This window comes from Streptomyces coeruleorubidus, assembly GCF_028885415.1.
GTDB lineage: Bacteria > Actinomycetota > Actinomycetes > Streptomycetales > Streptomycetaceae > Streptomyces > Streptomyces coeruleorubidus_A.
In genome coordinates this window covers 3,347,527-3,370,429 of the sequence record NZ_CP118527.1, presented here as the reverse complement: position 1 = coordinate 3,370,429, position 22,903 = coordinate 3,347,527, and the positions used below count along the sequence as shown (strand labels likewise).

The window sequence follows — 22,903 nt, the reverse complement described above, 5'->3', positions numbered from 1 at the left end:
TTCCCGCGCTCCGACCGCTCTTTAACCGCTGTTACAGGCCCGTCGACAAATACGGACAACCCAGCCCTAAAGGACGGGTGTTCGGATGCCGAAAGTCCCTGGTCCGTTCGGGTGTGGGCCAGGGGTTACGGCTCGCGGGGCACGCATCTCGTAACGATGGCGGAACGCCCAAATCTCAGGCCAAAGCTACTGGTCAGAGGCCGCGTCGCACTCCTGCCCCCGCAGCGCCCGCGCCAGATCGTCCCGGGCCTCCAGCACCAGCCGGCGCAGGGCCGGGGCCGCCTCCCGGTGGGCCTCCAGCCACGCGTCCGTGGCGTCGAGGGTCTCCCGGGACTGCTGGAGCGAGGGGAACATGCCCTGCACCACGTGCATCCCGATCTGGATCGACCGCTCGGCCCACACCCGCTCGATCGCCGCGAAGTACTTCTGCGCGTACGGCGCGAGCAACTCCCGCTGCGAGCCCTGGGAGAAGCCCGCGATGGTCGCCTCGACCATGGCGTTGGACAGCGCGTCCGACTCCACGACCTGCGCCCACGCCTGCGCCTTGACCGCCTCTGACGGACGGGCGGCCAGGCAGCGCACCTGGTGGCGCTTGCCGGAGGCCGTGTCGTCCCGGGCCAGCTCCTCGGCCAGCGCCTTCTCGTCCACCACCCCGTGCGCGGCCAGCGGCTCCAGGAACACCCACCGCAGCTCCTGGTCCAGGTCGAGGCCCTCGATCGACGCCGTGCCCGCCAGCAGGTCGCTCAGCAGCTCGAAGTCGGCGTCGGCGGTGGCCGTCCGGGCGAAGAAACGCGCCCACGCGAGCTGGTGCTCGCTGCCGGCCTCGGCCGCGTACAGCTCGCGCCGCGCGCCCTCGGCGAGGAGGCGGGCGGTCGTCTCCCGGCGGGCGGGCGCCGTGTAGTGCGTGAGGGCCGACTCGGCCCACGCGTGCAGCATCTGCAGCACGCCGATCTCGGACTCGCTCCCCGCGAACCGCAGCACCAGGTCCACGAAGTCCCTCGCCGGGAGCAGCGCGTCCCGCGTCATGTTCCACAGCGCCGACCAGCACAGGGCGCGCGCCAGCGGGTCGGTCACCGACCCCAGGTGCTCGCGCAGCGTCGCCAGCGAGGTCTCGTCGAAGCGGATCTTGCAGTACGTCAGGTCGTCGTCGTTGACCAGGACCAGATCGGGCGCCTTGGCGCCGGACAGTTCCGCCACGACCGTGCGCGCGCCGTCGACGTCCGCCTCGGCGCGCGCGTACCGCTCGACCGTCCCGCCGTCCGTCACCCGGTACAGGCCCACCGCCACCCGGTGCGGGCGCAGTTCCGGATGCGACTCGGCCGCCTCCTGCACCACGGCCAGCTCGTCGACGCGGCCCCGCGGGTCCAGCAGCAGCTGCGGGGTCAGCGCGTTCACCCCGGCCGTCTGGAGCCAGGACCGCGCCCACGCGCTCATGTCCCGGCCGCTGGTCTCCTCCAGCACCGACAGCAGGTCACCGAGGCGCGTGTTGCCGTACGCGTGCCGCTTGAAGTAGCGCCGGGCGCCCTCCAGGAACGCGTCCTGGCCGACGTACGCCACGAGCTGCTTCAGCACCGACGCGCCCTTGGCGTAGGTGATGCCGTCGAAGTTCAGCTTGGCGTCCTGGAGGTCGCGGATGTCCGCCGTGATCGGATGTGTGGAGGGCAGCTGGTCGGCCCGGTAGGCCCACGCCTTGCGGCGGTTGGCGAAGGTGACCCAGCCGTTGACGAAGCGGGTCGCGCCGACCAGCGAGAACTCGCCCATGAAGTCCGCGAACGACTCCTTCAGCCACAGGTCGTCCCACCACTCCATGGTGACCAGGTCGCCGAACCACATGTGCGCCATCTCGTGCAGGACGACGTTGGCCCGGCCCTCGTAGGACGCCTGCGTCACCTTGCCCCGGAAGATGAACTCCTCCCGGAACGTCACCAGGCCCGGGTTCTCCATCGCGCCCAGGTTGTACTCGGGCACGAACGCCTGGTCGTACTTCCCGAACGGGTAGGGGTAGTCGAAGTGGTCGTGGAAGAAGTCCAGGCCCTGCTTGGTGACCAGGAAGACGTCCTCGGAGTCGAAGTGGGGCGCGAGGCCCTTGCGGCACAGCGCGCCGAGGGGGATCTCCAGCGTCGTGCCGTCCGGATACGTACGGGAGTAGCTGTCCGTCACGTAGTGGTACGGGCCCGCCACCACACAGGTGATGTACGTCGAGATCGGCTTGGTCTCGGCGAACCGCCAGACCCCGTCGGCCTGTTCGCCCACGCCGTTGCTCCACACCGTCCAGCCCTCCGGGGCCCGCACCTCGAAGCGGAAGGGGGCCTTGAGGTCGGGCTGCTCGAAGTTCGCGAAGACGCGGCGGGAGTCGGCCGGCTCGTACTGCGTGTACAGGTACACCTCGCCGTCCTCGGGGTCGACGAAGCGGTGCAGCCCCTCGCCGGTGCGGGAGTAGGCGCACTGCGCGTCGACGACCAGCTCGTTGTCGGCGGCCAGGTCCTCCAGCGTGATCCGCGAGCCGTCGAAGACCTCGCCGGGGTCCAGATCCCGGCCGTTGAGTGAGACGGCCGTCACACTCGGCGCGATCAGGTCGGCGAAGCTGCTCGCCCCGGGCTCGTTGCAGCGGAACCGGACGGTCGTGACGGACCGGAACGTGCGGGGCCCTTCGGTGTCGTCCTCACCGACCGCGGACCGCAGGTCGAGGGACACCTCGTACCCGTCGACGCCGATCAGGGCGGCCCGCTCCCGGGCCTCGTCGCGGGACAGATTCTCACCGGGCACGGGCGGAACTCCTCAAGCGTCGTCGGATACGGCTGAACAGCACCGATCCTGCCACGTGCCCCTGACGCGGGGAGCCGGGAATGACAGGGGCGGGCACTGGTGTTCCCGGAGAAACGGTTTCCTCATGAGGAGAGACATGTCGGACAAGACGCCCGTCGACTTCTGGTTCGACCCGCTGTGCCCCTGGGCCTGGATGACCTCCCGCTGGGTGCTGGAGGTGGAGAAGGTCAGGGACATCGAGGTCCGCTGGCACGTCATGAGCCTTGCCGTGCTCAACGAGGACAAGCTCGACGAGCTGCCCGAGGAGTACCGCGAGCTGCTCGAGACCAAGGCGTGGGGTCCCGTCCGCATCGTCATAGCGGCACAGCAGGAGCACGGCGCCGAGGTGCTGGGCGACCTCTACACCGCGCTCGGCACCCGCATCCACAACCAGGGCGAGGGCCCGGAGAAGGAGACGGTCGCCGCCGCCCTGAAGGACGTCGGCCTGCCCGAGTCCCTCATGGAGCACTGGGACGCCACCCGTTACGAGCCCGAGCTGCGCGCCTCCCACAAGGAGGGCATCGACAAGGTCGGCCAGGAGGTCGGCACCCCGGTCATCGCCGTGCCCGGCGCCGACGGTGAGCAGATCGCCTTCTTCGGCCCGGTCGTCACCCCGGCCCCGAAGGGCGAGGAGGCCGCCCGCCTCTGGGACGGCACCCTCGCCGTGGCCTCGGTGCCGGGCTTCTACGAGATCAAGCGCACCCGCACCAAGGGCCCGGACTTCTCCAACCTGTAGGGGTCACACCGAGGCGTCGGCTCCCGGGTTCTGCATGTCCTCCGGGAGCCGGCCCCCGCCGGCCTGATGGCCCCAGGGCTGGTACCACCGGCAGCCCGGAGCGGTGCAGCGCCACAGGTCCGTGCGGTGCGTCCCGAGCGCCTTTCTCTCCTCGGGCTTGAGCGGCGTGAAGACCTGCGTTCCGCTGCCGCCACAGGTCGGGCAGTGCTTGTCCTTGAAGAACATCAGCCCCTCCTCGCCATCACCGCCAGGTCGGGGAAGTCGGTCACCACCGCGTCGACTCCCCAGCGGTAGTACAGCGCGTACTCGGCGAACGCGTCCCCGAAATCGGTGCTTCCGGTGCCGCGCCGGAACTCCGCCGGCAGGAACTGGTTCTCCGAGCGGAAGGTGTACGGCCCCACGCGCAGGCCCGCCGCATGGGCGTCCGCGAGGAGCGACGTGCCGACCAGCGACGACTTGTCCGGGCCGATCCAGGCCGCGTACCGCGCGATGTCCGCCAGCCCGGCCGGGGTCATCATCTCCCGGTAGGTCGTCGTGGGCAGGTCGTACGGCCCGCCCGTCGTCCCCAGGGCCTGCCACAGCGGTACCCCCAGGCCCGTCATGCGCTTCAGGCTCGTCGGCTCGAAGGACTGCACGACGCACTCGCGCCGGCCCAGCCGGTTACGGCGGATCGCCGCCGCCAGTTTTGGTTCCAGCGGCAGGCCGATGGACCGGAAGTACGTCGGGTGCTTGGTCTCCGGGAAGACGGCGATCGTCCGGCCGTGCATCCTCGACAGCTTTCGCGCCAGGTCCACGACCTCCTGGAAGGTCATGACCTCCTCGCGCCCGTCGAAGACCGTGTTGCGGTTGCGGACCTGCGGCAGCCGCTCCACCGCCCGCAGCGTCTTCAGCTCGGCGAGGGTGAAGTCCTCCGTGAACCATCCGGTCACGGACCGGCCGTCGACCGTCTTCGTCGTGCGGCGGTCCGCGAACTCCGGGCGGCCCGCCACGTCGGTGGTCTGGGAGATCTCGTTCTCGTGCCGGACCACCAGCACATGGTCCTTCGTAACCACCAGGTCCGGTTCGATCCAGTCGGCGCCCGTCTGCACGGCGTACGTGTACGAGGCGGCCGTGTGCTCGGGGCGCCAGCCGGCCGCGCCGCGGTGGCCGATGACCAACGGCCCGCCGGCCGAGGCCGCGTGCGCGGGTGCCGCGAGCGCGGGCACGGTCGCGGCCGCCGGGGAGGCGGCCGCCGCGAGCAGGAGAGATCGGCGTCTGAGGTGCATCCAGTTCCCTTTCGCCATCCGGATGTTCAGGTCCTTGCCCGGGCCCGTGCCTCGGCAAGCCGCACCAGGTGCTCCTCGTACCCCTTCGTGTAGTACGCGGCCCGGCCCCGGTCCGGCTCGACGACCCGCGCCGGCCGCGTCCACACCCGCGCGTCCAGCGGCACCCCGTACCGCTCGGCCGCCGCGAGGACCGCGCCCCGCGCGCCCACCTCGCCCTCGACGACCCGCAGGGGCCGCCCGAGCACATCGGCGAGCAGCCGCATCCAGGCGGGGCTGCGGGTGCCGCCGCCGCAGACGGCCAGAGCCCCTGTGAGGCCCGCCGCCTCCAGGCAGTGCCGGGCGGCATAGCCGATGCCCTCGCAGACGGCACGGACCAGATCGCCCCGGGTGGACTCCAGACAGACGCCGGTGAGTTCGGCGCGCAGCCGTGGCTCGACGAAGGGGGCGCGTTCGCCGGAGGGCGCGAAGTACGGCAGGACACGCACGCCGTTCGCACCCGGCGGGGTCTCCGCCAGCAGGGCGTCCACCTCGTCGTGCCGCACGCCCGTCGTCGACAGCACCCAGTCCAGGGCCGCCGTGCCGACCATCGCGGGCATGGCGCGCAGCCAGTACCCGGGCCGGTCGGTGGAGATGTACAGGCCGGCCGGTTCGCCCGTCAGGTCCAGCTCGGTCGTGGCGACCAGGCTGGCCAGACAGGTCCCGACGATCAGCAGACCGTCCCCGGGGGCCGTCACCCCGGCGCCCAGCGCACAGGCCGGCAGATCGTACGGGCCGTTCGCGATCCGCGTGCCCGACGGCAGGCCCTCGCCCAGCGCCTCGGCCGTCGCGACCGGGTCGCTCACCGGGGCGAGCAACCCGCGCCGGTGCGTGAGCCCCAGCAGCTCCACGACCCGGTTGTCGTACGTCCGGGTGCGCGGGTCCAGGAAGGGCATCGAGGCGTCCGACACATCCGTCGCCGGGCCCGCCCCCGTCAGCCGCTGGAACACCATGTCCTTGCAGTACAGGGCGGCCTTCGCGGCATCCAGTGCCTTCGGTTCGTTGCTGTCCAGCCAGGCCAGCAGCGGCCCCGGACAGCCCGGGAACATCGCGCTGCCCGTGCGCCGGAACACCGTCTCGAACGTACCGTCGGCCAGCCACCGGTCGACCAGTTCGTGCGCCCGCCCGTCCATCCAGGAGGCCGCCGGACGCACGGGCCGCCCCTCCCCGTCGACCAGCCACACCCCGTCGCCCTGCCCGGTGAGCCCGGCGAGCTCGACCGGCCCCGGGACCCCTCCGGTGAGCTCATCCAGCACGGCGACGACCGCCCCGTACACCTCCTCCATGTCCTGCTCGACGAACCCGCCGTGCAGTTTCAAGTCCACCGGCCGGGAGGACACGGCCAGTTCCTGGCCCGTGTCGTCGAAGGCCGCCGCCTTGACCATGGACGTGCCCACATCGATACCGACGTACATGCGGCTCTCCTCCGACTCCTCAGGTCAGGCAGTGCGCGAGCGGCTCGCCGCGCACCCAGCGGCCCACCTCTTCGGCGGCGATCCGCGCCGCCTTCTCCGCCACCGCGCGCGACGCCCCACCCAGATGCGGGGTCAGTACGACGCGGTCGCCCAGCCCGAGAAGCCGTGACTGAGCAGGCAGCGGCTCCCGCTCGTACGTGTCGAGCGCCGCCGCCGACACCTGCCCGCTCTCCAGCGCGTCGCACAGCGCGCCCTCGTCCAGCAGCGGGCCCCGGGCCACGTTCACCACCACCGCGCCGGACGGCAGCAGCCCCAGCTCCCGGGCGCCGATCAGACCCCGGGTCTCCGGGGTGAGCCGGGCGTGCAGGGTGATCACCTGGGAGCGGCGCAGGAGTTCGTCCAGCGAGGTCACGCGCAGTCCGTGGATCTCGCCGTGCACATACGGGTCGTACACCATCACCCGCGCCCCGAACGCGCACAGCACCCGCGCCACCCGGCTGCCGACGGCCCCGTATCCGACCAGCCCGACGGGCAGGTCCTCCAGTTCCAGACCACTTTGCTCGTACGTGTAGTACGTCGCCCCCTCCCAACTGCCCTGCCGGGCCAGCGGGTCGTGGGCCTGGGGGATGCGGCGCAGGGCGGCCAGCATCATGCCGACGGTGAACTCGGCGGTGGCGGCGGCGTTGCGGCCGGGCGCGAAACACACCCGCACGTCACGTTGCTTCGCCGCGTCCAGGTTGACGTTGACCGGCCCGCCCCGGCAGACCACGACCAGCTTCAGGTCCGGGCAGGCCGCGAGGACCCGTTCGGTGACCGGCCCCATCTGCGTGACCAGCACCTCCGCCCCGGCCAGCGCCTCGATCATCTCGTCCTCGGCGTCACTGGCCTCCTGCACCTCGGCGACCGGCCCGAACGGCTCCAGCGGCCAGCCGAGCCTCAGTTCCCTGACGTCGGCCCGCCCCACCTCGTGCTCCACCGCCCGCGTGATCAGCGAGGGCAGGACGAAGTGGTCACCGGCGGCCACCACACGCACGCTGTTTCCGTCAGTCATCGCAAGGAGTCTCCTGTCTCGGCGTCGAAGACATGGGTGTGCCGGCGGTCGGCCGCGACCCGGACCCGCTCGTCGTGGGCGAGCCGCACCTCGGGGTCGGTGAGGACGACCAGGTGCCGTTCGACCCCGTCGAGGGCGAGGGTCGCGATGCCCGACTCCAGCAACGGCTCATGGGCGACGACCCGGGCGGGCAGGCCGTCCTCGGCGGTGAGCCGGACGTCCTCCGGGCGGATCCCCACCACGACTTCCCGCCCCGGGGCCACCGGCACGGGCAGCGTGATCCGCACCGAGTCGGAGAGGCGGGCGTGGCCGTCGCCGTCGGCGATGCCGGGCAGCAGTGTGATCGCGGGCTCGCCGACGAAGTCCGCGACGAACACGTTGGCCGGGCTGTCGTAGATCTCGTAGGGGGTGCCGAGCTGCTGGATGACGCCGTCCTTCATCACGGCGATCCGGTCGGCGAGGGAGAGGGCCTCCTCCTGGTCGTGGGTGACCAGGATCGTGGTGTGGCCCAGGTCCTTCTGGATGCGCTTGAGTTCGCGGCGGGTGGTGTCGCGCTGGGCCGCGTCCAGGTGGGAGAGCGGCTCGTCGAGCAGCAGCACGTCCGGTTCGCGGATCAGGGCCCGGGCCAGCGACACGCGCTGCTTCTGGCCGCTGGACAGGCCGGCCGGGCGGGCGTCGAGGAGGTCGGTCAGGCCGACCCGCTCGGCGATCTCCTTCACCTTGCGGTCGACGTCACCGCGGGCGGCCTTGCGGCGGGCCTTCAGCCCGAACGCCAGGTTCTCCGCCACCGACAGCGGCGGATACAGCGCGTAGTTCTCGAACGCGACCCCGATGTTGCGCTGCTGCGCGGGCCGTTCGACCACCGACGCCCCGCCGACCAGGATGTCCCCGCCGGTCACCGGCTCCAACCCGGCGATCATGCGCAGCGTCGTCGACTTGCCGCAGCCGGAGGGACCGAGCAGCCCGAGCAGCTCCCCTGAACCGAGGCTCAGGTCGATCCCGCGTACGGCGTCCACCGAAGGCCGCCCCCGCGACCGGTAGGTCTTCCGCAGCTCACGTAGCTCCAGTCCCGTCATGGCCGCCCTTCGTCGCGCAAACCTCGTAACGGACCTTGTGCTCGTCCAGATCCCGCAGCGCCTCCGCCGAAGCCCCGTCGTCCACCAGGAGCAGATCGAAGCGGGACAGCGGGACGACCCGGTGCAGGGCGACCCGGCCGAGCTTGGTGTGGTCGATCAGCAGGACGTTCCGCGCGGCCGCGTCGAGCATCGCCCGCTTCACGGACACGATGTGCTGCTCCTGGTGGTAGGCGTAACCCCCGTGCACCGCCGACGTCGAGGCGAAGCACACGTCCACCCGCAACTGCTCGACCGCCTCCACGCAGGACACCCCCAGGAAGGAGGAGTGCAGCGGGTCGTAGTCGCCGCCGAGCGCCATCAGGTGGATGCCCCGCTGGTCGGCCAGCAGGTTGATCGCCTCCAGGAAGTTGGTGACGACCGTCAGCGGCGTGACCTCGCCCGTGCGCAGGCGCCGGGCTATCTCCAGGGTGGACGTGGAGTCGTCCAGCAGGATCGCCATGCCGGGCTCCACCATCCGTAGCGCACGGTCGGCGACGGCGGCCTTCTCGGCTCGCATCGTCTTCAGCCGGTACTGCACGTTCGACTCGAAGACCCCCGACGGCTGCGCGGTCACCCCGCCCCGGAACTTTCGTACGATGCCCTGCCGTTCGAGCTCGTCGAGATCCCGGTGGATGGTCATCAGGCTCACTCCGAACCGCTCGGCGAGCTCCGCCGCCGTCGCCGAGCCGTCGGCCAGCACCCGCTCGGCCATGGCGGCCTGCCGCGCCGCCGGCCCCTGCTGTCCACCACTGCTGCTGCTCATCGCTGTGTCTCTATCCGTCGTCCCGGTCGCTCCGGCCGGTCGGCCTCGAACAGCAGCAGGTTCTCAGGCCGGACCACGAGCCGTACCGGATCGTCCGGACGAAGGCGCGCCGCGTCCGCCCGGGGGGCCACCAGCGACACCCGCTGCTCCCCGGTCCCGAGCCGGACGGTGACCTCGACGGACCGGCCGAGCACCTCGGTGACGTACACGGTCCCGGTGAGCTCGTGCCCCTCGCCGTGCAGGGCGATGTCCCGGGGCCGCAGCCCGACCAGGACCTCGCTGCCGGCGGGGGCCTGCGCCCGGACCGGCAGCTCCACCCCGCCGTCCGACCGCACGCCGCTCTCCGTCACCACCCCCGGCAGCAGATTGATCCGTGGCCGTCCGAAGGCCCGCGCGACCTCCGTGTCGTGCGGCCGGTACCAGATCTCCTCCCGGGTGCCCGTCTGCACGATCCGCCCCTGCCGGATGACCCCGATCCGGTCGCCGAGCGCCAGCGCCTCCACGGAGTCGTGGGTGACGTACAGGGTGGTGGTGTGCTGCACGGCCCCGATGGCCTTCAGTTCGGCCCGCATCTGCTGGCGGAGTTTGGCGTCGAGGTGGGAGAGCGGCTCGTCGAGGAGGAAGGCCCGGGCGGGGCGGACCAGCACCCGGCCCAGGGCGACGCGCTGCCGCTGCCCGTTGGACAGCTGGCCCACCGACCGGTCCAACAGCCCCGAGATCCCCAGCAGTTCGGCGATCGCGCCGATCCGCTGCCGGGCCTCGGCGGCGGGCAGCCGGTGCCGGGGCGAGCGCAGCGGCGAGGCGAGGTTGTCGTAGGCCGAGCGGTGCGGGTAGAGGGCGTAGCTCTCGAAGCACATCGCCACACCCCGGTCGTACGGCTCGACGCCCCGCATGTCCTCGCCGTCGAGCACGACCGTGCCGGAGTCGGGCTGTTCGAGCCCGGCGACGGTCTTCAAAGTGGTCGTCTTGCCCGCGCCCGACGGGCCCAGCAGGCAGAAGAACTCGCCCTCCCGCACCTCCAGTTCCAGCTCGTCGAGCGCGAGAGTCTTCCCGTACGTCTTCCGTATCCCGCTCAGCCTGATCACGCCTTCACCGCCCCGAACGACAGTCCCCGCACCAGATACCGCTGGATCGTGAGCGCCAGCAGCAGCGGCGGGACGACGGACACCAGCGCGGCGGCGGCCGTCAGGTTGTACTTGGGCCGGTCCCCGCCGAGGAAGGACAGCGCGCCCACGGTCACCGTCTGGGCCTCGTTGGAGGTGAGGATCAGCGGGAAGACGAAGTTGTTCCAGGCGAAGATGAAGGCCAGCAGCGACACGGCCGCGATACCGGGCTTGACCAGGGGCAGAGCGACCTTGAAGAACGCCTGCTTGCGGGTGTAGCCGTCCAGCAGGGCCGCCTGCTCCAGCTCGGGCGTCAGGTCGGCGAAGTAGGACCGCATGATCCACACGATCAGCGGCAGGGTGACCAGTTGCAGCACCCACACCATGCCGACGTACGTGTCGAACAGCCCGAGCTTCTGGTACAGCACGAACAGCGGGATGATCACGGTCAGTTCGGGCGCGAACCGGAACGACAGCAGCGTGAACATCAGGTTCTCGGAGCCCTTGAACCGCCACCGTGCCGAGGCGTACGCCGCCGGCAGCCCCACCACCAGCGACAGCACCACCGCCCCCACCGACACCACCAGGCTGTTGACGAAGAACCGCACGAACGGGATGCCCTCGCTGTCGCCGAGGACCGTCCGGTAGCCATCGAGAGTCGGGGAGAAGGAGAAGTAGGTGCTGAAGAGCTGGTCGGCGGGTTTCAGGGAGAGGATCACCATCCAGGCGATCGGGAACAGCGCGAAGACGAAGTAGAGGACGAGGGCGGCGTCCGCGAGCCACCCCAGCACACGCTTTTTCACGTGGTCACCTCCGCGGCTCGCCGCTGGATCTTCCCCAGGTGCTTCACCAGCACCATCGCGGCCAGATACACCACGGCCCACAGCACGATCGTGTAGCTGATCCCGAAGGAGTAGCGCTGGAAGCGGATCGCCTCCAGATACGCCCGGATCTGCAGGACGACGGTCGAGTCACCGGGCCCGCCTTCGGTCAGGGCGTAGATGATGTCGAACACCTTCAGCGAGTCCATGAACCGGAAGATCACCGCCACCAGCACGTACGGCCACAGCATCGGCAGGGTCAGCCGCCGGAAGGTGTACCACCACCCCGCGCCGTCCACGGCCGCCGCCTCGAACGGGGAGGTGGGCAGCGACCGCAGACCGGCGAGGGCGAGGATCGCCACGAACGGCGTGTACACCCACACGTCCACAGCGATCGACGACAGGAGGGCACCCGTAGGGGTGTCCGTCCACTGCACCCCGCCAAGACCGAAGGGCCGCAGCAGGTGGTTGACGACCCCCACGGACGGCTGGAGCATCAGCTTCCAGATGATCGCCGCGATCACCGGGGCGATCATCAGCGGCAGGATCAGGATCTTCTCCAGCACCCGGCCCACCAGGGTCGAGCGGTGCAGCAGCAGGGCGACGGCCACCCCGAGCACGGTCTCGACGAGGGCCGCCCCGACCGCGTACAGCACCGTCACCCACGCCGAGTTCCAGAAGGCCTCCTGCGTGAAGACGGTCGTGTAGTTCTCCAGCCGCACCATGTCCGGCTGCGGTTTGCTCGCCGAGAAGTCGAACAGCGTGTAGTACAGGCCGAGTCCGAACGGGTAGAGGATCCCGCAGGTCAGCAGCAGTGCGGGCACGATCAGGACGTACGGGCGCAGGGTGAGCCGCCACCCCATCGGCTAGCCCACCTTGCCGGCGAGGTCGTCCGCCAGCCCGTCGAGGACCGACTGCGCGCCCTTGCCGCCGTAGATCTCCTGGAGGGCCGCCGCCCAGCTGGTCGTCGCGTCGAAGAACTGCGCCTGCGGGGTGAACTGGATCTTCGTCTGGTCGACGACCGTCTCGAAGGTCTCCAGGAAGCCCGGCAGGTGCCGCATCTTGTCCTTGTACGCGGCGTCCTCGGCGACCGACTTGCGCACCGGGTCGATGTGGTTGTGCGTGATCGCGCCCTTGCGCAGGTGCTCCTTGCCGGTGGCCCACTGGAGGAACAGCCAACTCGCGCTCTTCTTCTTGCTCTTGGCGTTCATGCCGAGCGACCAGATCCACATGTTGGTGGCGAGCGACCCGTCCGGCCCCTTGGGCCCCGGGTGGAAGGCGATCTTCCCGGAGGCGGGGCTTGCGCCCTTCACCGCCTGGAAGTAGGCGGCCGTGTCGGCGTCGAACAGCATCCCGGCCTTCTTCGCGCCCAGGTCGCTGGAGCACTGGTACCAGGTGTACGACGTCCAGGACGGCGGGCCGCCCCGCTTGACCATGCGCGCCCAGTCCTCGGTGAAGGCGACGGCCTCGGGGCTGTTCATCGCCGGTGTGAGCTTCCCGCCGTCGACCGTGAAGTCCTTCAGCCCGTTGCGGGCGTACATCGTCATGAAACCCGGGTGGATGGTGGCCCAGCTCCTGGACCCGCGTACGGCGATCCCGTACATCCCGTCGAAGCCGGCGCCCGGCGCCTTCCGCTTGATGGTCCCGGCGAGTTCGGCCAGCTCGTCGAAGGACTCGGCGGGCTTCAGCCCCAGCTTCCCGAACACCTCGGTGTTGTAGGCGACGACGTTGGTCTCCCAGCCCCACGGCAGCGCGTACTGCCCGCCCTGGCCCAGCGGCGCGCCCGCCTTCAGCGACCACTGGTCGGCCTGGAGCAGGTTCGGGAAGAAGTCCGCCCGGTCCCACTCGGCGCCCGTCGCCGAGGAGTTGCGCATCCAGGGCCCGAGGTCCTCCAGCCAGCCCGGCGGCCCGTACTGCCACACCATGTACGCGCCGAGCATGAAGACGTCGTAGGAGGCACGCCCGCTGGACAGGTCCACGGTGAGCTTGTCGAAGTAGTTGTCCTCCGGGAAGACGTCGTACTCGACCTTGATGCCGGTCTTCGCGGTGAAGGACTTCAGGTCGGCGATGAGCGCGTCGGTGTACGGGTGCTTGTTGAGCAGCGCCTTGACGGTGGTGCCCTTCTCCCGCTTCCAGTCGAAGGAGCCGGTGACGTCGTCGGCGGCGGACCCGTCGCTCTTGCTGTCGTCCCCGCCGAAACCGGTGCCGCAGGCCGTGAGCAGCGGGGCCGTGGCAGCCCCGGCGGCGAGCGCGAGGAAGCGCCGCCGGTCGTGCACGTGCGTGTCCATCCGTACCTCCACGTGGGGGCTGGTTAACACGTCGAGTCGACTCGTTAACAGAGGGTGGAACGGCTGAAGTTGGGCGTCAATCCCTCGCGCACGGGAAAATATCGGGGCACAGTGAGAAGTTCACAGATCCGGCTGCGACGTCGTGGGAGGTTCCGGATGGCGGACGAGGATGCGGGCTGGCTGGGGATCGACCTGGGCACACAGAGCGTCCGCGTGCTGCTCGTCACCGCCGACGGCAGAGTCCTCGGCAGCGGCTCGGCCCCGCTGACCGGGCGGCGGGACGGGGTGCGGCACGAGCAGGACCCGGAGCAGTGGTGGTCGGCGCTGTGCACGGCGTCCCGGACGGCACTCGGCTCCGCGCCCGGCGTGCCGGTCGGCGGCCTCGCGGTGTGCGGCACGTCCGGCACGGTCCTGCTGACGGACGGCTCGGGCCGCCCGGTGAGCCCCGCGCTGATGTACGACGACGGCCGCGCGGCGGCGCAGGCCGCGCGGGCCCGGGAGGCGGGGCTCGCCGTCCAGGACACCTGGGCGCTGCCGAAGGCGCTGTGGCTGGTGGGGGAGTACGGCCCCGGCCTCCGGCTCGCTCACCAGCCCGACCAGGTCATCACCCGCCTCACCGGCGAACCGCCCCCGGCCGACTCCAGTCACGCCCTGAAGACCGGCTACGACCTGCACGCCGAGGCCTGGCCGGAAGCCGCCCTGTCCCAACTCGGCGTGCCGGACCGCCTGTTGCCCGACGTCGTACGCCCGGGCACGCACCTCGGCGAGGTCTGCGCGGACGCCGCCGACGCCACCGGCATTCCCGCCGGCACCCCGGTGCTCGCCGGTATGACGGACGGCTGCGCGGCCCAGATCGCCTCGGCCGCGCTGCGCCCCGGCTCCTGGAACTCGGTGCTCGGCACCACGCTCGTCCTGAAGGGAGCCGCCCGCGACCCCGTCCGGGACCCCACCGGCGTGGTCTACAACCACCGCGCCCCCGACGGCACCTGGCTGCCCGGCGGGGCGTCGAGCGTGGGAGCGGGGGCACTCGCGGCGCACTTCCCGGACGCCGACCCCGCCACGATGGACGAGCGGGCGGCGGCGTTCGAGCCGTCCCGCGCGGTGGCGTACCCGCTGGTCACGCCGGGGGAGCGGTTCCCGTTCCGGGCGCCGGAGGCGGCCCCCCTCGTCCTCGGCGAACCCGAGGGGGACGCCGGTCTGTGGGCCGCGCTGCTCCAGGGCGTCGGCTTCGCGGAACGCCTGTGCCTGGACTACCTGCACCACCTGGGCGCTCCCCTCGACGGCCCGCTCACCTTCACCGGCGGCGGCGCGCGCAGCCCGTACTGGAACCAGCTCCGCACCGACATCCTCGGCCGCCCGGCCCGCGTCCCGGAACAGACGGAACCGGCGCTGGGGATGGCGGCGTTGGCCGTGTACGGGGCATCCGGGGTTTACGGGGCGACCGGAGCCGGATCCCTCGCCGACGTCGCCGAGCGCATGGTCCGCGTCCGGACCGTCCTCGAACCCCGCGCCGACCGCACCGCCCGCTTCGCCGAGCCGTACGCCCGCCTCGTCGACACGCTGGAGGCACGGGGCTGGCTGCCCGCCCCCGTCGCGGCACACGCCCGAACCCGCCCGCACCTGGACACTGGGAAGTCATGACCACCACGACCACCACCCTCCTCCTGGCCCGGCACGGGCAGACCGTCTGGCACGCCGAGAACCGCTACGCCGGGGTCAGCGACATCGGCCTCACCTACACCGGCCGCGCCCAGGCCCAGGCGCTCGGCCGCTGGGCCGCCGCCCACCCCGTCGACGCCGTCTGGACGTCCCCGCTCTCCCGGGCCGTCGCCACCGCCGAGCCCGCCTGCCGTGCCCTGGGCCTCGCCCCGCAGCGCGAACCCGACCTCGCCGAATGCGACTTCGGAGTCGTGGAGGGCCGTACGCTCGCCGAGTTCGAGGCCGAGGTCCCCGACCGGGCCGCAGCCTTCCGCGCCGACCCCGTCGCCCACCCCTTCCCCGGGGCGGAGGACCCGGCGGCGGCAGCGGCCCGCGGGGCCGGCGCCCTGCGTCGTATCGCCGGCGCCCACCCCGGCGGGCGTGTCCTCGTCGTCGCCCACAACACCCTGCTGCGCCTGGTGCTGTGCACACTGCTGTCGATCCCGGCCGGGGAGTACCGCAGGGTGTTCCCGCGGTTGCGGAACGCGGCGATCAGCGAACTGCGCATGAACCCCGACGGTTCCGCCGCACTCCTCTCACTCAATGTGCCGTGCGGGACGGACGTGCCGTAGCACTATGAGCCCATGACGCAGATCGACACCTCGGTGCCGCACTCGGCCCGGATCTGGAACTACTGGCTGGGCGGCAAGGACAACTACCCGGTGGACGAGGCGGCCGGTGACGCCTACACGGCCGTCTTCCCCGGCATCGTCACCATCGCCCGCAGCAGCCGCGCCTTCCTCGGCCGCAGCATCCGCCACCTCGTCCGGGAGGCCGGCGTACGGCAGTTCCTCGACGTCGGCACCGGACTGCCGACCGTCGACAACACCCATGAGGTGGCCCAGCGTCTCGCTCCCGAGTCGCGGATCGTCTACATCGACAACGACCCGCTGGTCCTCGCCCACGCCCGCGCCCTGCTCACCTCCACGCCCGAGGGCGCGACGGCGTACGAGCCGATCAACCTCCACGAGCCCGAGCGCATCATCGAGGCCGCCGGCAAGACGCTCGACCTCACGCGCCCCACGGCCCTGATCCTCAGCGGCATCCTGGGCCACGTGGCCGACTACGACGAGGCCCGCGACCTCGTCCGCCGCCTCCTGGCCGGCCTGCCCTCGGGCAGCTACCTCTCCCTCAACGAGGGCTCCCGCGGCACGGACCCGGCCTACGAACAAGCCCAGGACGCCTACAACGAGACCGGCGCGGTCCCGTACTTCCTGCGGCCGGTCGAGCAGATCGAGGCCTTCTTCGAGGGCCTGGAGCCGGTGGAACCGGGCGTGGTCTCGGTACCGCTGTGGCACCCCGAGCCGGGCGCTCCCACGGAGCCGATCGGCCAGCACGGCGGCCTGGGCCGCAAGCCGTAGCGCACGCATGGAAAGCCCCCGTGAGTCACGTCCTCACGGGGGCTTCCTTCTTTCCGCCTGCCGTTCGTGAAGGGTGAGAAGACGATCACGAGGCAGGACGACTCGACGGCACGCCGCCGTCAGGGCGCCAGCAGCAGCACGTCCGCGCGGGACTTGGCGGCCTCGTAACGGCGGGCCACGTCCTGCCAGTTGACGACCTGCCACATCGCCTCGATGAAGTCGACCTTCTGGTTCCGGTACTGGAGGTAGAAGGCGTGCTCCCAGGCGTCGAAGACGAGGATCGGGGTCGAGCCCTGGCCGACGTTGCCCTGGTGGTCGTAGACCTGCTCGACGATCAGCCGCCCGCTCAGCGGCTCGTAGGCCAGCACGCCCCAGCCCGAACCCTGGGTCGTGGCCGACGCCTTGGACAGCTGCGCCTTGAAGTTGGCGAACGACCCGAACGACTCGGCGATCGCGTCCGCGAGCTCGCCCACACCGTCCTGCGCCAGCGGCTCACCACCGCCGTCCTTCGGGCCGGTCATGTTCTGCCAGTAGATGCTGTGCAGGATGTGCCCGGACAGGTGGAAGGCCAGGTTCTTCTCCAGCCCGTTGATCGACCCCCACGTCTCCTTGTCCCGCGCCTGGGCAAGCTGCTCCAGCGTGTCGTTGGCGCCTTTCACATAGGCCGCGTGGTGCTTGTCGTGGTGCAGCTCGATGATCTCGGGGCTGATCACGGGAGCGAGCGCGGAGTAGTCGTACGGCAGGTCGGGCAGCGTGTAGACGGGCATGGCGAGGAACCCTCCGAACCTCTTATTGCAATATGCTTGCAACTGCACGCTAGCAGCAGGAGGGTGGCGATGGGTGCCCTGGGCACACAAAAAGGCCCCCGCGTGTCGCGGGGGCCTTGGTGCCGGAGTCCCTACTGCCGGGCGCGTGCCTTCTGCCAGGCGTACCCGACGGCGGCCAGGAACAGCGTCATCCCGCCCGTCGAGTACAACTGCACCCGCGTGTCCGGCTCCCGTGCCATCAGGGCGAAGATGCCCGCCATCCCCGCCAGCGCGACCCACGTCAGCCACGGGAAGGCCCACATCCGCACGACCAGCTTCTGAGGCGTCTCCCGCTCCAGGCGCCGCCGCAGGCGCAGTTGCGAGACCGCGATGAAGATCCAGACGATCAGGATCACCGCGCCGATCATGTTCAGCAGCCAGGAGAAGACGTCGTTCGGCCGCCAGTAGCTCAGCAGCACGCACAGGAAGCCGAAGACGGAGGAGGCGAGCACGGCGATCCGCGGTACCCCGCCCGACACCCGGCCCAGCGTCTTCGGGCCCTGGCCACGCTCCACCAGGGAGTACGCGATGCGCGAGGCGCCGTAGATGTTGGCGTTCATGGCGGACAGCAGGGCCACCAGGACGACGACGTTCATCAGCTGGCCGGCGCCCGGGATGCCGAGTTCGTCGAGGGCGGCGACGTACGGGCCCTTCTCGACGACCGCCTTCGAGTCCCAGGGCACCAGCGTGACGATGACCGCCATCGAGCCGACGTAGAACAGCGCGATACGCCACATCGCCGTACGGACCGCGCTCGCCACGCCCTTGACGGGGTTCTCCGACTCGGCCGCCGCGATGGTGACCGTCTCCAGCCCTCCGTAGGCGAAGACCGAGGCGAGCAGGCCGATGACCAAGCCCTCGCCGCCGTTGGGGAGGAGGTCGGTGAGGTGCGAGGCGCCGGGGGAGTCCGTACCCGGCAGGATCCCGAGGATCGCCAGGGTGCCGAGCGCCAGGAACAGGGTGATCGCGCCGACCTTCAGGGCCGCGAACCAGAACTCGAACTCGCCGAAGTTCTTCACGGCCGCGAGGTTCGTGCCGCAGAAGACGACCATGAACAGCGCCACCCACGCCCACTCCGGCGTGCCCGGCAGCCAGCCGCTGACGATCTTCGCGGCACCGATGCCCTCCAGACCGACGGCCGTGCAGAGCAGGACCCAGAAGGACCAGCCCGCGGTGAAGCCGGCCCAGGGGCCGATCGCCCGTTCGGCGTGCGCGGAGAAGGAACCCGACGACGGATACGCGGCCGACATCTCGCCGAGCATCCGCATCACCAGCATCACGAGGAGACCGGAGAGGGCGTAGGCGACCACGATCGACGGACCGGCGGCGGCGATGCCCGCGCCGGAGCCGACGAACAGCCCGGCGCCGATCACCCCGCCGAGGGCGATCATCGACAGGTGGCGCTGCTTCAGGCCATGAGAGAGGGAGACGTCGTCCGTGCTGGGCGGCGTCCCGGTGGTGGTGCTGCTGGGCATGGGCGCGGCTCGTCCAATGCGTGAGAGGCGGCAGAGGGCAAAAACGCCGCCAGTCTGGGCGGTCCCTCCGCTCGGCGGGGAGGGTTGTCCATCATGCGGACAGCCGGAACGCATGCTGTGAGTGTCCGGGAACGGAGGGTTGACACCCGTCCAGGAGGCGATTTGGCGAAACCCTACAGTCCGCCTCCGCATCCGCCACGTGATCGAAGCCTCGCCACCTCCGTGACCGGCACCACTCCGCGCCCGGTGCACCCCCCACTCTTTGTCAAAAACCAACCAACCGCGTGATCTCGCCTTTGTCGAGCGCTGACGGTGAACCGGGCGAGCACGCTGGGATAGCGTCACCGTGTCCCGACCGGCCCTCACTCTCGCGGAGTCCCCATGAGTACCGCTGCCGCCACACCCGCCCGCACTGGGCAGGTCCTCGCCGACCTGCTGCCTGCCTCCCGTGTCCGGGACGCGGCCCTCGTGCTCGGCGGAGCCGCGCTCACCGGCCTCGCCGCGCAGATCGCGTTGCCCGTGCCCGGCTCCCCGGTGCCGGTGACCGGCCAGACCTTCGCTGCACTGCTCGTCGGCACCGCCCTCGGCGCCGGCCGCGGCTTCCTCTCGCTGGCGCTGTACGCCGTGGCGGGCCTCGCCGGTATGCCGTGGTTCTCGCAGGGCACCTCCGGCGTCGCCCCCTCCTTCGGCTACATCCTCGGAATGATCCTCGCCTCCACGGTGGTGGGCGCCCTGGCCCGCCGCGGCGCCGACCGCTCGATGCTGCGCATGGCGGGCACGATGCTGGTAGGCGAGGCGATCATCTACGCCGTCGGCGTGCCCTACCTGGCCCTCGCCACCGGCATGTCCGCCACCGCCGCGATCGCGGCCGGCCTCACGCCGTTCCTGATCGGTGACGCCCTGAAGGCGGCGCTGGCGATGGGGGCGCTGCCGACGGCATGGAAGTTCGCCGACAAGCGCTGACCCGTCGTTCCACACCGGAGGCTCCCCGGGCACACCTTCCCTCAGGCCCCGGGGAGCCTCTCGTGTGTCATGGCGCGGAAGGCGGTTCAGCCCTCCTGCCGCCGCTGCGACCACCACATCCCGGCCACGCCCGCCGCGAGCAGCGACGCACCCGCCGCGCCCAACGGCAGCAGATCGCGCGCCGGCCCGGTCCTCGGCAGCTCCTTGCCGCCCGGGGAGTCCGGCTTGCCGGGGGAGACCGGCTCGTTGTCGGTGCCGAGCAGCAGGGGCGTCGCCGGTGCGTCCGGCGTCGGATTGGCCGTGCCGAACGGCACCGGGCCCTGCTGCCAGAACGTCTTCTTCCCGTCGCTCGCCTGGACGGGCAGACAGATCTTCCCGGTCTTGCCCAGGTCGTACGTCGCGTCGACGGCGTACGACTTCGACTTACCGGCCCCGAGATTGTCGACGGGGCAGCTGAAACCGCTGTTCGAACCCTCCGGGAGATTGTTCTCGGCTATCGGGGAACACCCCTGGACGTTCTTGACGGTGAGCCCGTCGAAACCGACGACCAAAAGCTGGATCTTCCCGCTGTCCTTGTTCCCCTCGTTCTTCACCGTGGCGGTAAGCGCTGTCTTTTCGGAGCCGTTGTCGACCGAGATCTTCTCGGGCAGCAGCGTGGTCAGCTTCACCCCCGTCGGCGCCTCGTCAACGGCCTTTCCTCCCTTGCTGCTTGCGGGCCCTTCGTCTTCCGCGCCGGCCGTTCCGGAAAGGATCAGCACCGCCGAGAATGATGCCGCTACCAGCGATCCCGTGACCGCCGCCGTGCGACGAGAACTCATGTTCGCCCCCCTTGTGTCCCCCTGGACTGCCCCCGGATTTCCCTTGGGTTGGCCCTTGGGTTGCCCGTGAACCGTCCTGGACTGCGCCTGAATTCGCAGTACTGAAAGAGCTACCACAAAATTTCCCGGCACTATCCTGGTGCGGCGCGAAGTGTGACCGTTGTGTTTCACTGGAGTCGGTCGCGGCGTCGTGGAGGGGGTGCAGCGGATTGCCGGGGAATGCGAACATCGGCGGTGTTCCAGGGATATTGGTGACGGGGCGCTATCGGCTGGTCGAAAGTATCGGCCAGGGGGGAATGGGGCGGGTGTGGCGCGCCGCCGACGAAATACTCGACCGACAGGTCGCCGTCAAGGAAATGCGTATCGACGGCCTGGACGCGGAGGACAGCAGGACCCGCCGCGAACGCACCCTGCGCGAGGCCAGGGCCACGGCCCGGATCGACCACCCCAACGTCGTACGCGTCTACGACGTGGTCGACGAAGGCGAACGCCTGTGGCTCGTCATGGAGTTGGTCGCGGGCCGCTCCCTCGAACGGATCATCGCGGAGGAGGGCCCACTGGGCCCCCGCGATACGGCCCGCATCGGCCTCGGCCTGGTCGCGGCACTACGGCAGGTCCATGCGCGGGGAGTACTGCACCGGGACATCAAGCCGGGCAACGTGCTGGTGGAGAACGGGAGCGGACCGGCAGGACCGGGACGCGAACGGCGTGTCGTACTCACGGACTTCGGCATCGCCGCGATCCAGGACGCCAAGGCGCTCACCATGGTCGGCATGCTGGTCGGCTCCCCCGACTACATGGCCCCCGAGCGTATCTCCGGCCGCCCGCAGGGCCCGCCGTCCGACGTCTGGTCCCTCGGCGCGACCCTCTGCGCGGCCCTGGGCGGCCGTTCCCCCTTCGCCCGCGACACCACGCTGGCGACCCTGCACGCGGTCCTGTACGAGGAGCCCGAACTCCCCGCGGTCTCCGGCCCGTTGCGCGACATCCTGACGTCCCTGCTGGAAAAGGACCCGTCGGTCCGCCCGGGGCTGGAGGAACTGGCAGCGGCTTTGGAGCCGGTCGCTCACCCGGCGCCGACGCCTACGGTGCCGGTGGGAGTGGGCCTCGAACGGCGGGAGCGGGCAAGGGAGTTGCCGGATCCGGTGTCGGATGCGGCACCCGCTCGGGAACCTGTGGCGGTGCCGGACCGACAGCCCGAACCCGCGGCTGACCTGAAGCCCGGGCCTGACCTGAAGCCCGGGCCTGGCCTGAAACCCGGGCCTGACCTGAAGCCCGAGCCGGACCCGAAGCCCGAGCCGGACCTGAAACCCGGGCCGGACGAACAACCCGCCCCGGAACCGGAGCCGGGGACATCGGCCCCGACGCCGCCGTCGCCGCCACCACCCAGGCCACCCAGCCCAAAGGACCCCCGCGAACCCGTCCCCACCTCCACCTCCACCCCCACACCCACCGCACGGACGACACAACCGAACGCGGCCAGTTCTCCGAACCCCGCCGTCAGCACCACCACTGCCACCCACCGCCCGAGCCCCGTCTCCCTCACCCGGGCACAGGCGGCAACGGAGGGCCGTCCCCGCCCCACCCCGGCACTCACCGCCATGCCGCCCGGCGAACTCCCTGGCCCCGCCACACCGGCCGCCGTCCGCCCCCGAGCCGGCCACCGCCGTACGATGCTCGCCGCCGCGGCGGCCACGGTCGCGACGGTCGGCGCCGTGGTGGGAATCCTGCTGGCGACGTCCTCCGGCTCACCGGGCGACGACACCCCCCGCGCTGGTGCCTCGGCCTCCGCACCACCCGCTGAAGACACCACCACTGACCCCACCCCCGACTCCACGCCCTCAGCCACCGTCGAAGGCACAGCCAGGCCGCGGAGCCTGCCGCCCGGCGCGCACCGGGAGGCCGGAGGATTCGCCTGGGCGACCCCCGACGGCTGGCGGCGGGACGTGAAGACGGGAGCGGAGGTGCACTACACCTCCCCGGACGGCATGCAGGAACTGGTCGGCAAGTCGTCCCTGGCCCGCGGCGACCTGCTGGAGACCTGGCAGACCTCGGAGCGCAACGCCCACCAGGGTCAGGACTACCGCAAGATCCGCCTGGCGGAGACGACGTTCCGCGGCCACCCGGCGGTGGTCTGGGAGTACACGTTCACGCTGCGGGGCGTCCACTGGCACGCCCGCCTGCTCGGCTTCAACGCGGACGGCAAGTCGTACCAGATCAACACCTGGTACGACTCCGGCATCGAACCGGAAGCCCTCCGCACGTACGAGCAGGTCAAGGACAGCTTCACGGTGCTGTAGTCGGCAACGGAAAAGGGCCCGCGGTGCGCGTACTGGCGGAACGCGCACCGCAGGCCCCCGTTCACCACGAACGGCAAGCGCCAAAAG

Annotated in this window: 20 protein-coding genes; 6 read left to right on the top strand and 14 right to left on the bottom strand. The window is 71.0% G+C overall.

From position 1 onward, the window contains the following. Positions 1 to 186 precede the first annotated feature (186 nt). The gene (pepN, locus tag PV963_RS15600; protein ID WP_274816325.1) at positions 187 to 2,766 is read right to left on the bottom strand and encodes an aminopeptidase N; all 2,580 of its coding nucleotides are present in this window, start codon (positions 2,764 to 2,766) and stop codon (positions 187 to 189) included. 136 nt (positions 2,767 to 2,902) lie between these two features. Between pepN and PV963_RS15595 the strand changes: the two genes are divergently transcribed. Then, positions 2,903 to 3,541, top strand: a complete 639-nt coding sequence (locus tag PV963_RS15595; protein ID WP_274816324.1) for a DsbA family protein — start codon at positions 2,903 to 2,905, stop codon at positions 3,539 to 3,541. Between the two features lie 3 nt (positions 3,542 to 3,544). Here PV963_RS15595 and PV963_RS15590 read toward each other — a convergent pair whose 3' ends face one another. Genes PV963_RS15590 through PV963_RS15545 form a run of 10 tightly spaced genes read right to left on the bottom strand, consistent with a single transcriptional unit; the run spans position 3,545 to position 13,398 of the window. Beyond that, positions 3,545 to 3,766, bottom strand: coding sequence for a hypothetical protein (locus PV963_RS15590; RefSeq protein WP_274816323.1), 222 nt, complete (start codon positions 3,764 to 3,766; stop codon positions 3,545 to 3,547). Then, positions 3,766 to 4,806, bottom strand: a complete 1,041-nt coding sequence (locus tag PV963_RS15585; protein WP_274816322.1) for a glycerophosphodiester phosphodiesterase family protein — start codon at positions 4,804 to 4,806, stop codon at positions 3,766 to 3,768. Before PV963_RS15585 ends, PV963_RS15590 begins: the two co-directional genes overlap by 1 nt. 26 nt (positions 4,807 to 4,832) lie before the next feature. Further along, positions 4,833 to 6,257, bottom strand: a complete 1,425-nt coding sequence (locus PV963_RS15580; RefSeq protein WP_274816320.1) for an FGGY-family carbohydrate kinase — start codon at positions 6,255 to 6,257, stop codon at positions 4,833 to 4,835. Positions 6,258 to 6,276: 19 nt separating this feature from the next. After that, complete coding sequence (locus PV963_RS15575) at positions 6,277 to 7,308, bottom strand: 2-hydroxyacid dehydrogenase (RefSeq protein WP_274816318.1); 1,032 nt, start codon at positions 7,306 to 7,308, stop codon at positions 6,277 to 6,279. Beyond that, a complete protein-coding gene (locus PV963_RS15570) occupies positions 7,305 to 8,384 on the bottom strand; it encodes an ABC transporter ATP-binding protein (RefSeq protein ID WP_274816317.1) in 1,080 nt (359 codons plus the stop codon). Before PV963_RS15570 ends, PV963_RS15575 begins: the two co-directional genes overlap by 4 nt. Beyond that, positions 8,362 to 9,186 (bottom strand): DeoR/GlpR family DNA-binding transcription regulator, encoded by an 825-nt coding sequence (locus PV963_RS15565; protein WP_274816316.1) that lies wholly within the window; start codon positions 9,184 to 9,186, stop codon positions 8,362 to 8,364. Before PV963_RS15565 ends, PV963_RS15570 begins: the two co-directional genes overlap by 23 nt. After that, positions 9,183 to 10,271, bottom strand: coding sequence for an ABC transporter ATP-binding protein (locus PV963_RS15560; RefSeq protein WP_274816315.1), 1,089 nt, complete (start codon positions 10,269 to 10,271; stop codon positions 9,183 to 9,185). The genes PV963_RS15565 and PV963_RS15560 overlap by 4 nt, the downstream gene beginning before the upstream one ends. Continuing rightward, a complete protein-coding gene (locus tag PV963_RS15555; protein WP_274816314.1) occupies positions 10,268 to 11,092 on the bottom strand; it encodes a carbohydrate ABC transporter permease in 825 nt (274 codons plus the stop codon). The genes PV963_RS15560 and PV963_RS15555 overlap by 4 nt, the downstream gene beginning before the upstream one ends. Further along, positions 11,089 to 11,973, bottom strand: coding sequence for a carbohydrate ABC transporter permease (locus tag PV963_RS15550; protein WP_274816312.1), 885 nt, complete (start codon positions 11,971 to 11,973; stop codon positions 11,089 to 11,091). Before PV963_RS15550 ends, PV963_RS15555 begins: the two co-directional genes overlap by 4 nt. Positions 11,974 to 11,976: 3 nt before the next feature. Further along, positions 11,977 to 13,398, bottom strand: coding sequence for an ABC transporter substrate-binding protein (locus PV963_RS15545; protein WP_274816311.1), 1,422 nt, complete (start codon positions 13,396 to 13,398; stop codon positions 11,977 to 11,979). A 156-nt stretch (positions 13,399 to 13,554) separates the two neighbouring features. Here PV963_RS15545 and PV963_RS15540 point away from each other — a divergent pair, with 156 nt between their 5' ends. From PV963_RS15540 to PV963_RS15530, 3 genes are read left to right on the top strand one after another with little or no spacing between them, the layout of a single operon-like run. Further along, a complete protein-coding gene (locus PV963_RS15540) occupies positions 13,555 to 15,039 on the top strand; it encodes an FGGY-family carbohydrate kinase (RefSeq protein ID WP_274816310.1) in 1,485 nt (494 codons plus the stop codon). Further along, positions 15,036 to 15,668, top strand: coding sequence for a histidine phosphatase family protein (locus PV963_RS15535; RefSeq protein ID WP_274816309.1), 633 nt, complete (start codon positions 15,036 to 15,038; stop codon positions 15,666 to 15,668). Before PV963_RS15540 ends, PV963_RS15535 begins: the two co-directional genes overlap by 4 nt. 12 nt (positions 15,669 to 15,680) lie before the next feature. Continuing rightward, a complete protein-coding gene (locus PV963_RS15530; RefSeq protein WP_274816307.1) occupies positions 15,681 to 16,457 on the top strand; it encodes an SAM-dependent methyltransferase in 777 nt (258 codons plus the stop codon). 119 nt (positions 16,458 to 16,576) lie between these two features. Here the strand turns inward: PV963_RS15530 and PV963_RS15525 are convergent, their stop codons facing one another. Continuing rightward, entirely contained in the window at positions 16,577 to 17,224 is a 648-nt protein-coding gene (locus tag PV963_RS15525) for a superoxide dismutase (protein ID WP_274816305.1), read from the bottom strand. Between the two features lie 131 nt (positions 17,225 to 17,355). Further along, positions 17,356 to 18,738 carry an amino acid permease gene (locus PV963_RS15520; RefSeq protein ID WP_274816304.1) on the bottom strand — a complete coding sequence of 461 codons (1,383 nt, stop codon included), beginning with the start codon at positions 18,736 to 18,738 and terminating at the stop codon, positions 17,356 to 17,358. Positions 18,739 to 19,119: 381 nt separating this feature from the next. On the opposite strand from PV963_RS15520, the gene PV963_RS15515 reads away from it, so the two are divergent. After that, positions 19,120 to 19,701, top strand: coding sequence for a biotin transporter BioY (locus tag PV963_RS15515; protein ID WP_274816303.1), 582 nt, complete (start codon positions 19,120 to 19,122; stop codon positions 19,699 to 19,701). Positions 19,702 to 19,787: 86 nt separating this feature from the next. On the opposite strand, the gene PV963_RS15510 is transcribed toward PV963_RS15515, so the two are convergent. Then, complete coding sequence (locus tag PV963_RS15510; protein WP_274816302.1) at positions 19,788 to 20,519, bottom strand: hypothetical protein; 732 nt, start codon at positions 20,517 to 20,519, stop codon at positions 19,788 to 19,790. A gap of 296 nt (positions 20,520 to 20,815) precedes the next feature. Between PV963_RS15510 and PV963_RS15505 the strand changes: the two genes are divergently transcribed. Then, on the top strand, positions 20,816 to 22,816 hold the full coding sequence (locus PV963_RS15505) for a protein kinase domain-containing protein (protein ID WP_425541021.1): 2,001 nt from the start codon (positions 20,816 to 20,818) through the stop codon (positions 22,814 to 22,816). The last annotated feature ends 87 nt before the right edge of the window (positions 22,817 to 22,903 follow it).

Coding starts and splice junctions, on each gene's coding strand:
- PV963_RS15595 (WP_274816324.1), top strand. CDS start 2,903: ATGTCGGACAAGACGCCCGTCGACTTCTGGTTCGACCCGCTGTGCCCC.
- PV963_RS15590 (WP_274816323.1), bottom strand. CDS start 3,766: ATGTTCTTCAAGGACAAGCACTGCCCGACCTGTGGCGGCAGCGGAACG.
- PV963_RS15585 (WP_274816322.1), bottom strand. CDS start 4,806: ATGCACCTCAGACGCCGATCTCTCCTGCTCGCGGCGGCCGCCTCCCCG.
- PV963_RS15580 (WP_274816320.1), bottom strand. CDS start 6,257: ATGTACGTCGGTATCGATGTGGGCACGTCCATGGTCAAGGCGGCGGCC.
- PV963_RS15575 (WP_274816318.1), bottom strand. CDS start 7,308: ATGACTGACGGAAACAGCGTGCGTGTGGTGGCCGCCGGTGACCACTTC.
- PV963_RS15570 (WP_274816317.1), bottom strand. CDS start 8,384: ATGACGGGACTGGAGCTACGTGAGCTGCGGAAGACCTACCGGTCGCGG.
- PV963_RS15565 (WP_274816316.1), bottom strand. CDS start 9,186: ATGAGCAGCAGCAGTGGTGGACAGCAGGGGCCGGCGGCGCGGCAGGCC.
- PV963_RS15550 (WP_274816312.1), bottom strand. CDS start 11,973: ATGGGGTGGCGGCTCACCCTGCGCCCGTACGTCCTGATCGTGCCCGCA.
- PV963_RS15545 (WP_274816311.1), bottom strand. CDS start 13,398: ATGGACACGCACGTGCACGACCGGCGGCGCTTCCTCGCGCTCGCCGCC.
- PV963_RS15540 (WP_274816310.1), top strand. CDS start 13,555: ATGGCGGACGAGGATGCGGGCTGGCTGGGGATCGACCTGGGCACACAG.
- PV963_RS15535 (WP_274816309.1), top strand. CDS start 15,036: ATGACCACCACGACCACCACCCTCCTCCTGGCCCGGCACGGGCAGACC.
- PV963_RS15530 (WP_274816307.1), top strand. CDS start 15,681: ATGACGCAGATCGACACCTCGGTGCCGCACTCGGCCCGGATCTGGAAC.
- PV963_RS15525 (WP_274816305.1), bottom strand. CDS start 17,224: ATGCCCGTCTACACGCTGCCCGACCTGCCGTACGACTACTCCGCGCTC.
- PV963_RS15520 (WP_274816304.1), bottom strand. CDS start 18,738: ATGCCCAGCAGCACCACCACCGGGACGCCGCCCAGCACGGACGACGTC.
- PV963_RS15515 (WP_274816303.1), top strand. CDS start 19,120: ATGAGTACCGCTGCCGCCACACCCGCCCGCACTGGGCAGGTCCTCGCC.
- PV963_RS15510 (WP_274816302.1), bottom strand. CDS start 20,519: ATGAGTTCTCGTCGCACGGCGGCGGTCACGGGATCGCTGGTAGCGGCA.
- PV963_RS15505 (WP_425541021.1), top strand. CDS start 20,816: ATGGGGCGGGTGTGGCGCGCCGCCGACGAAATACTCGACCGACAGGTC.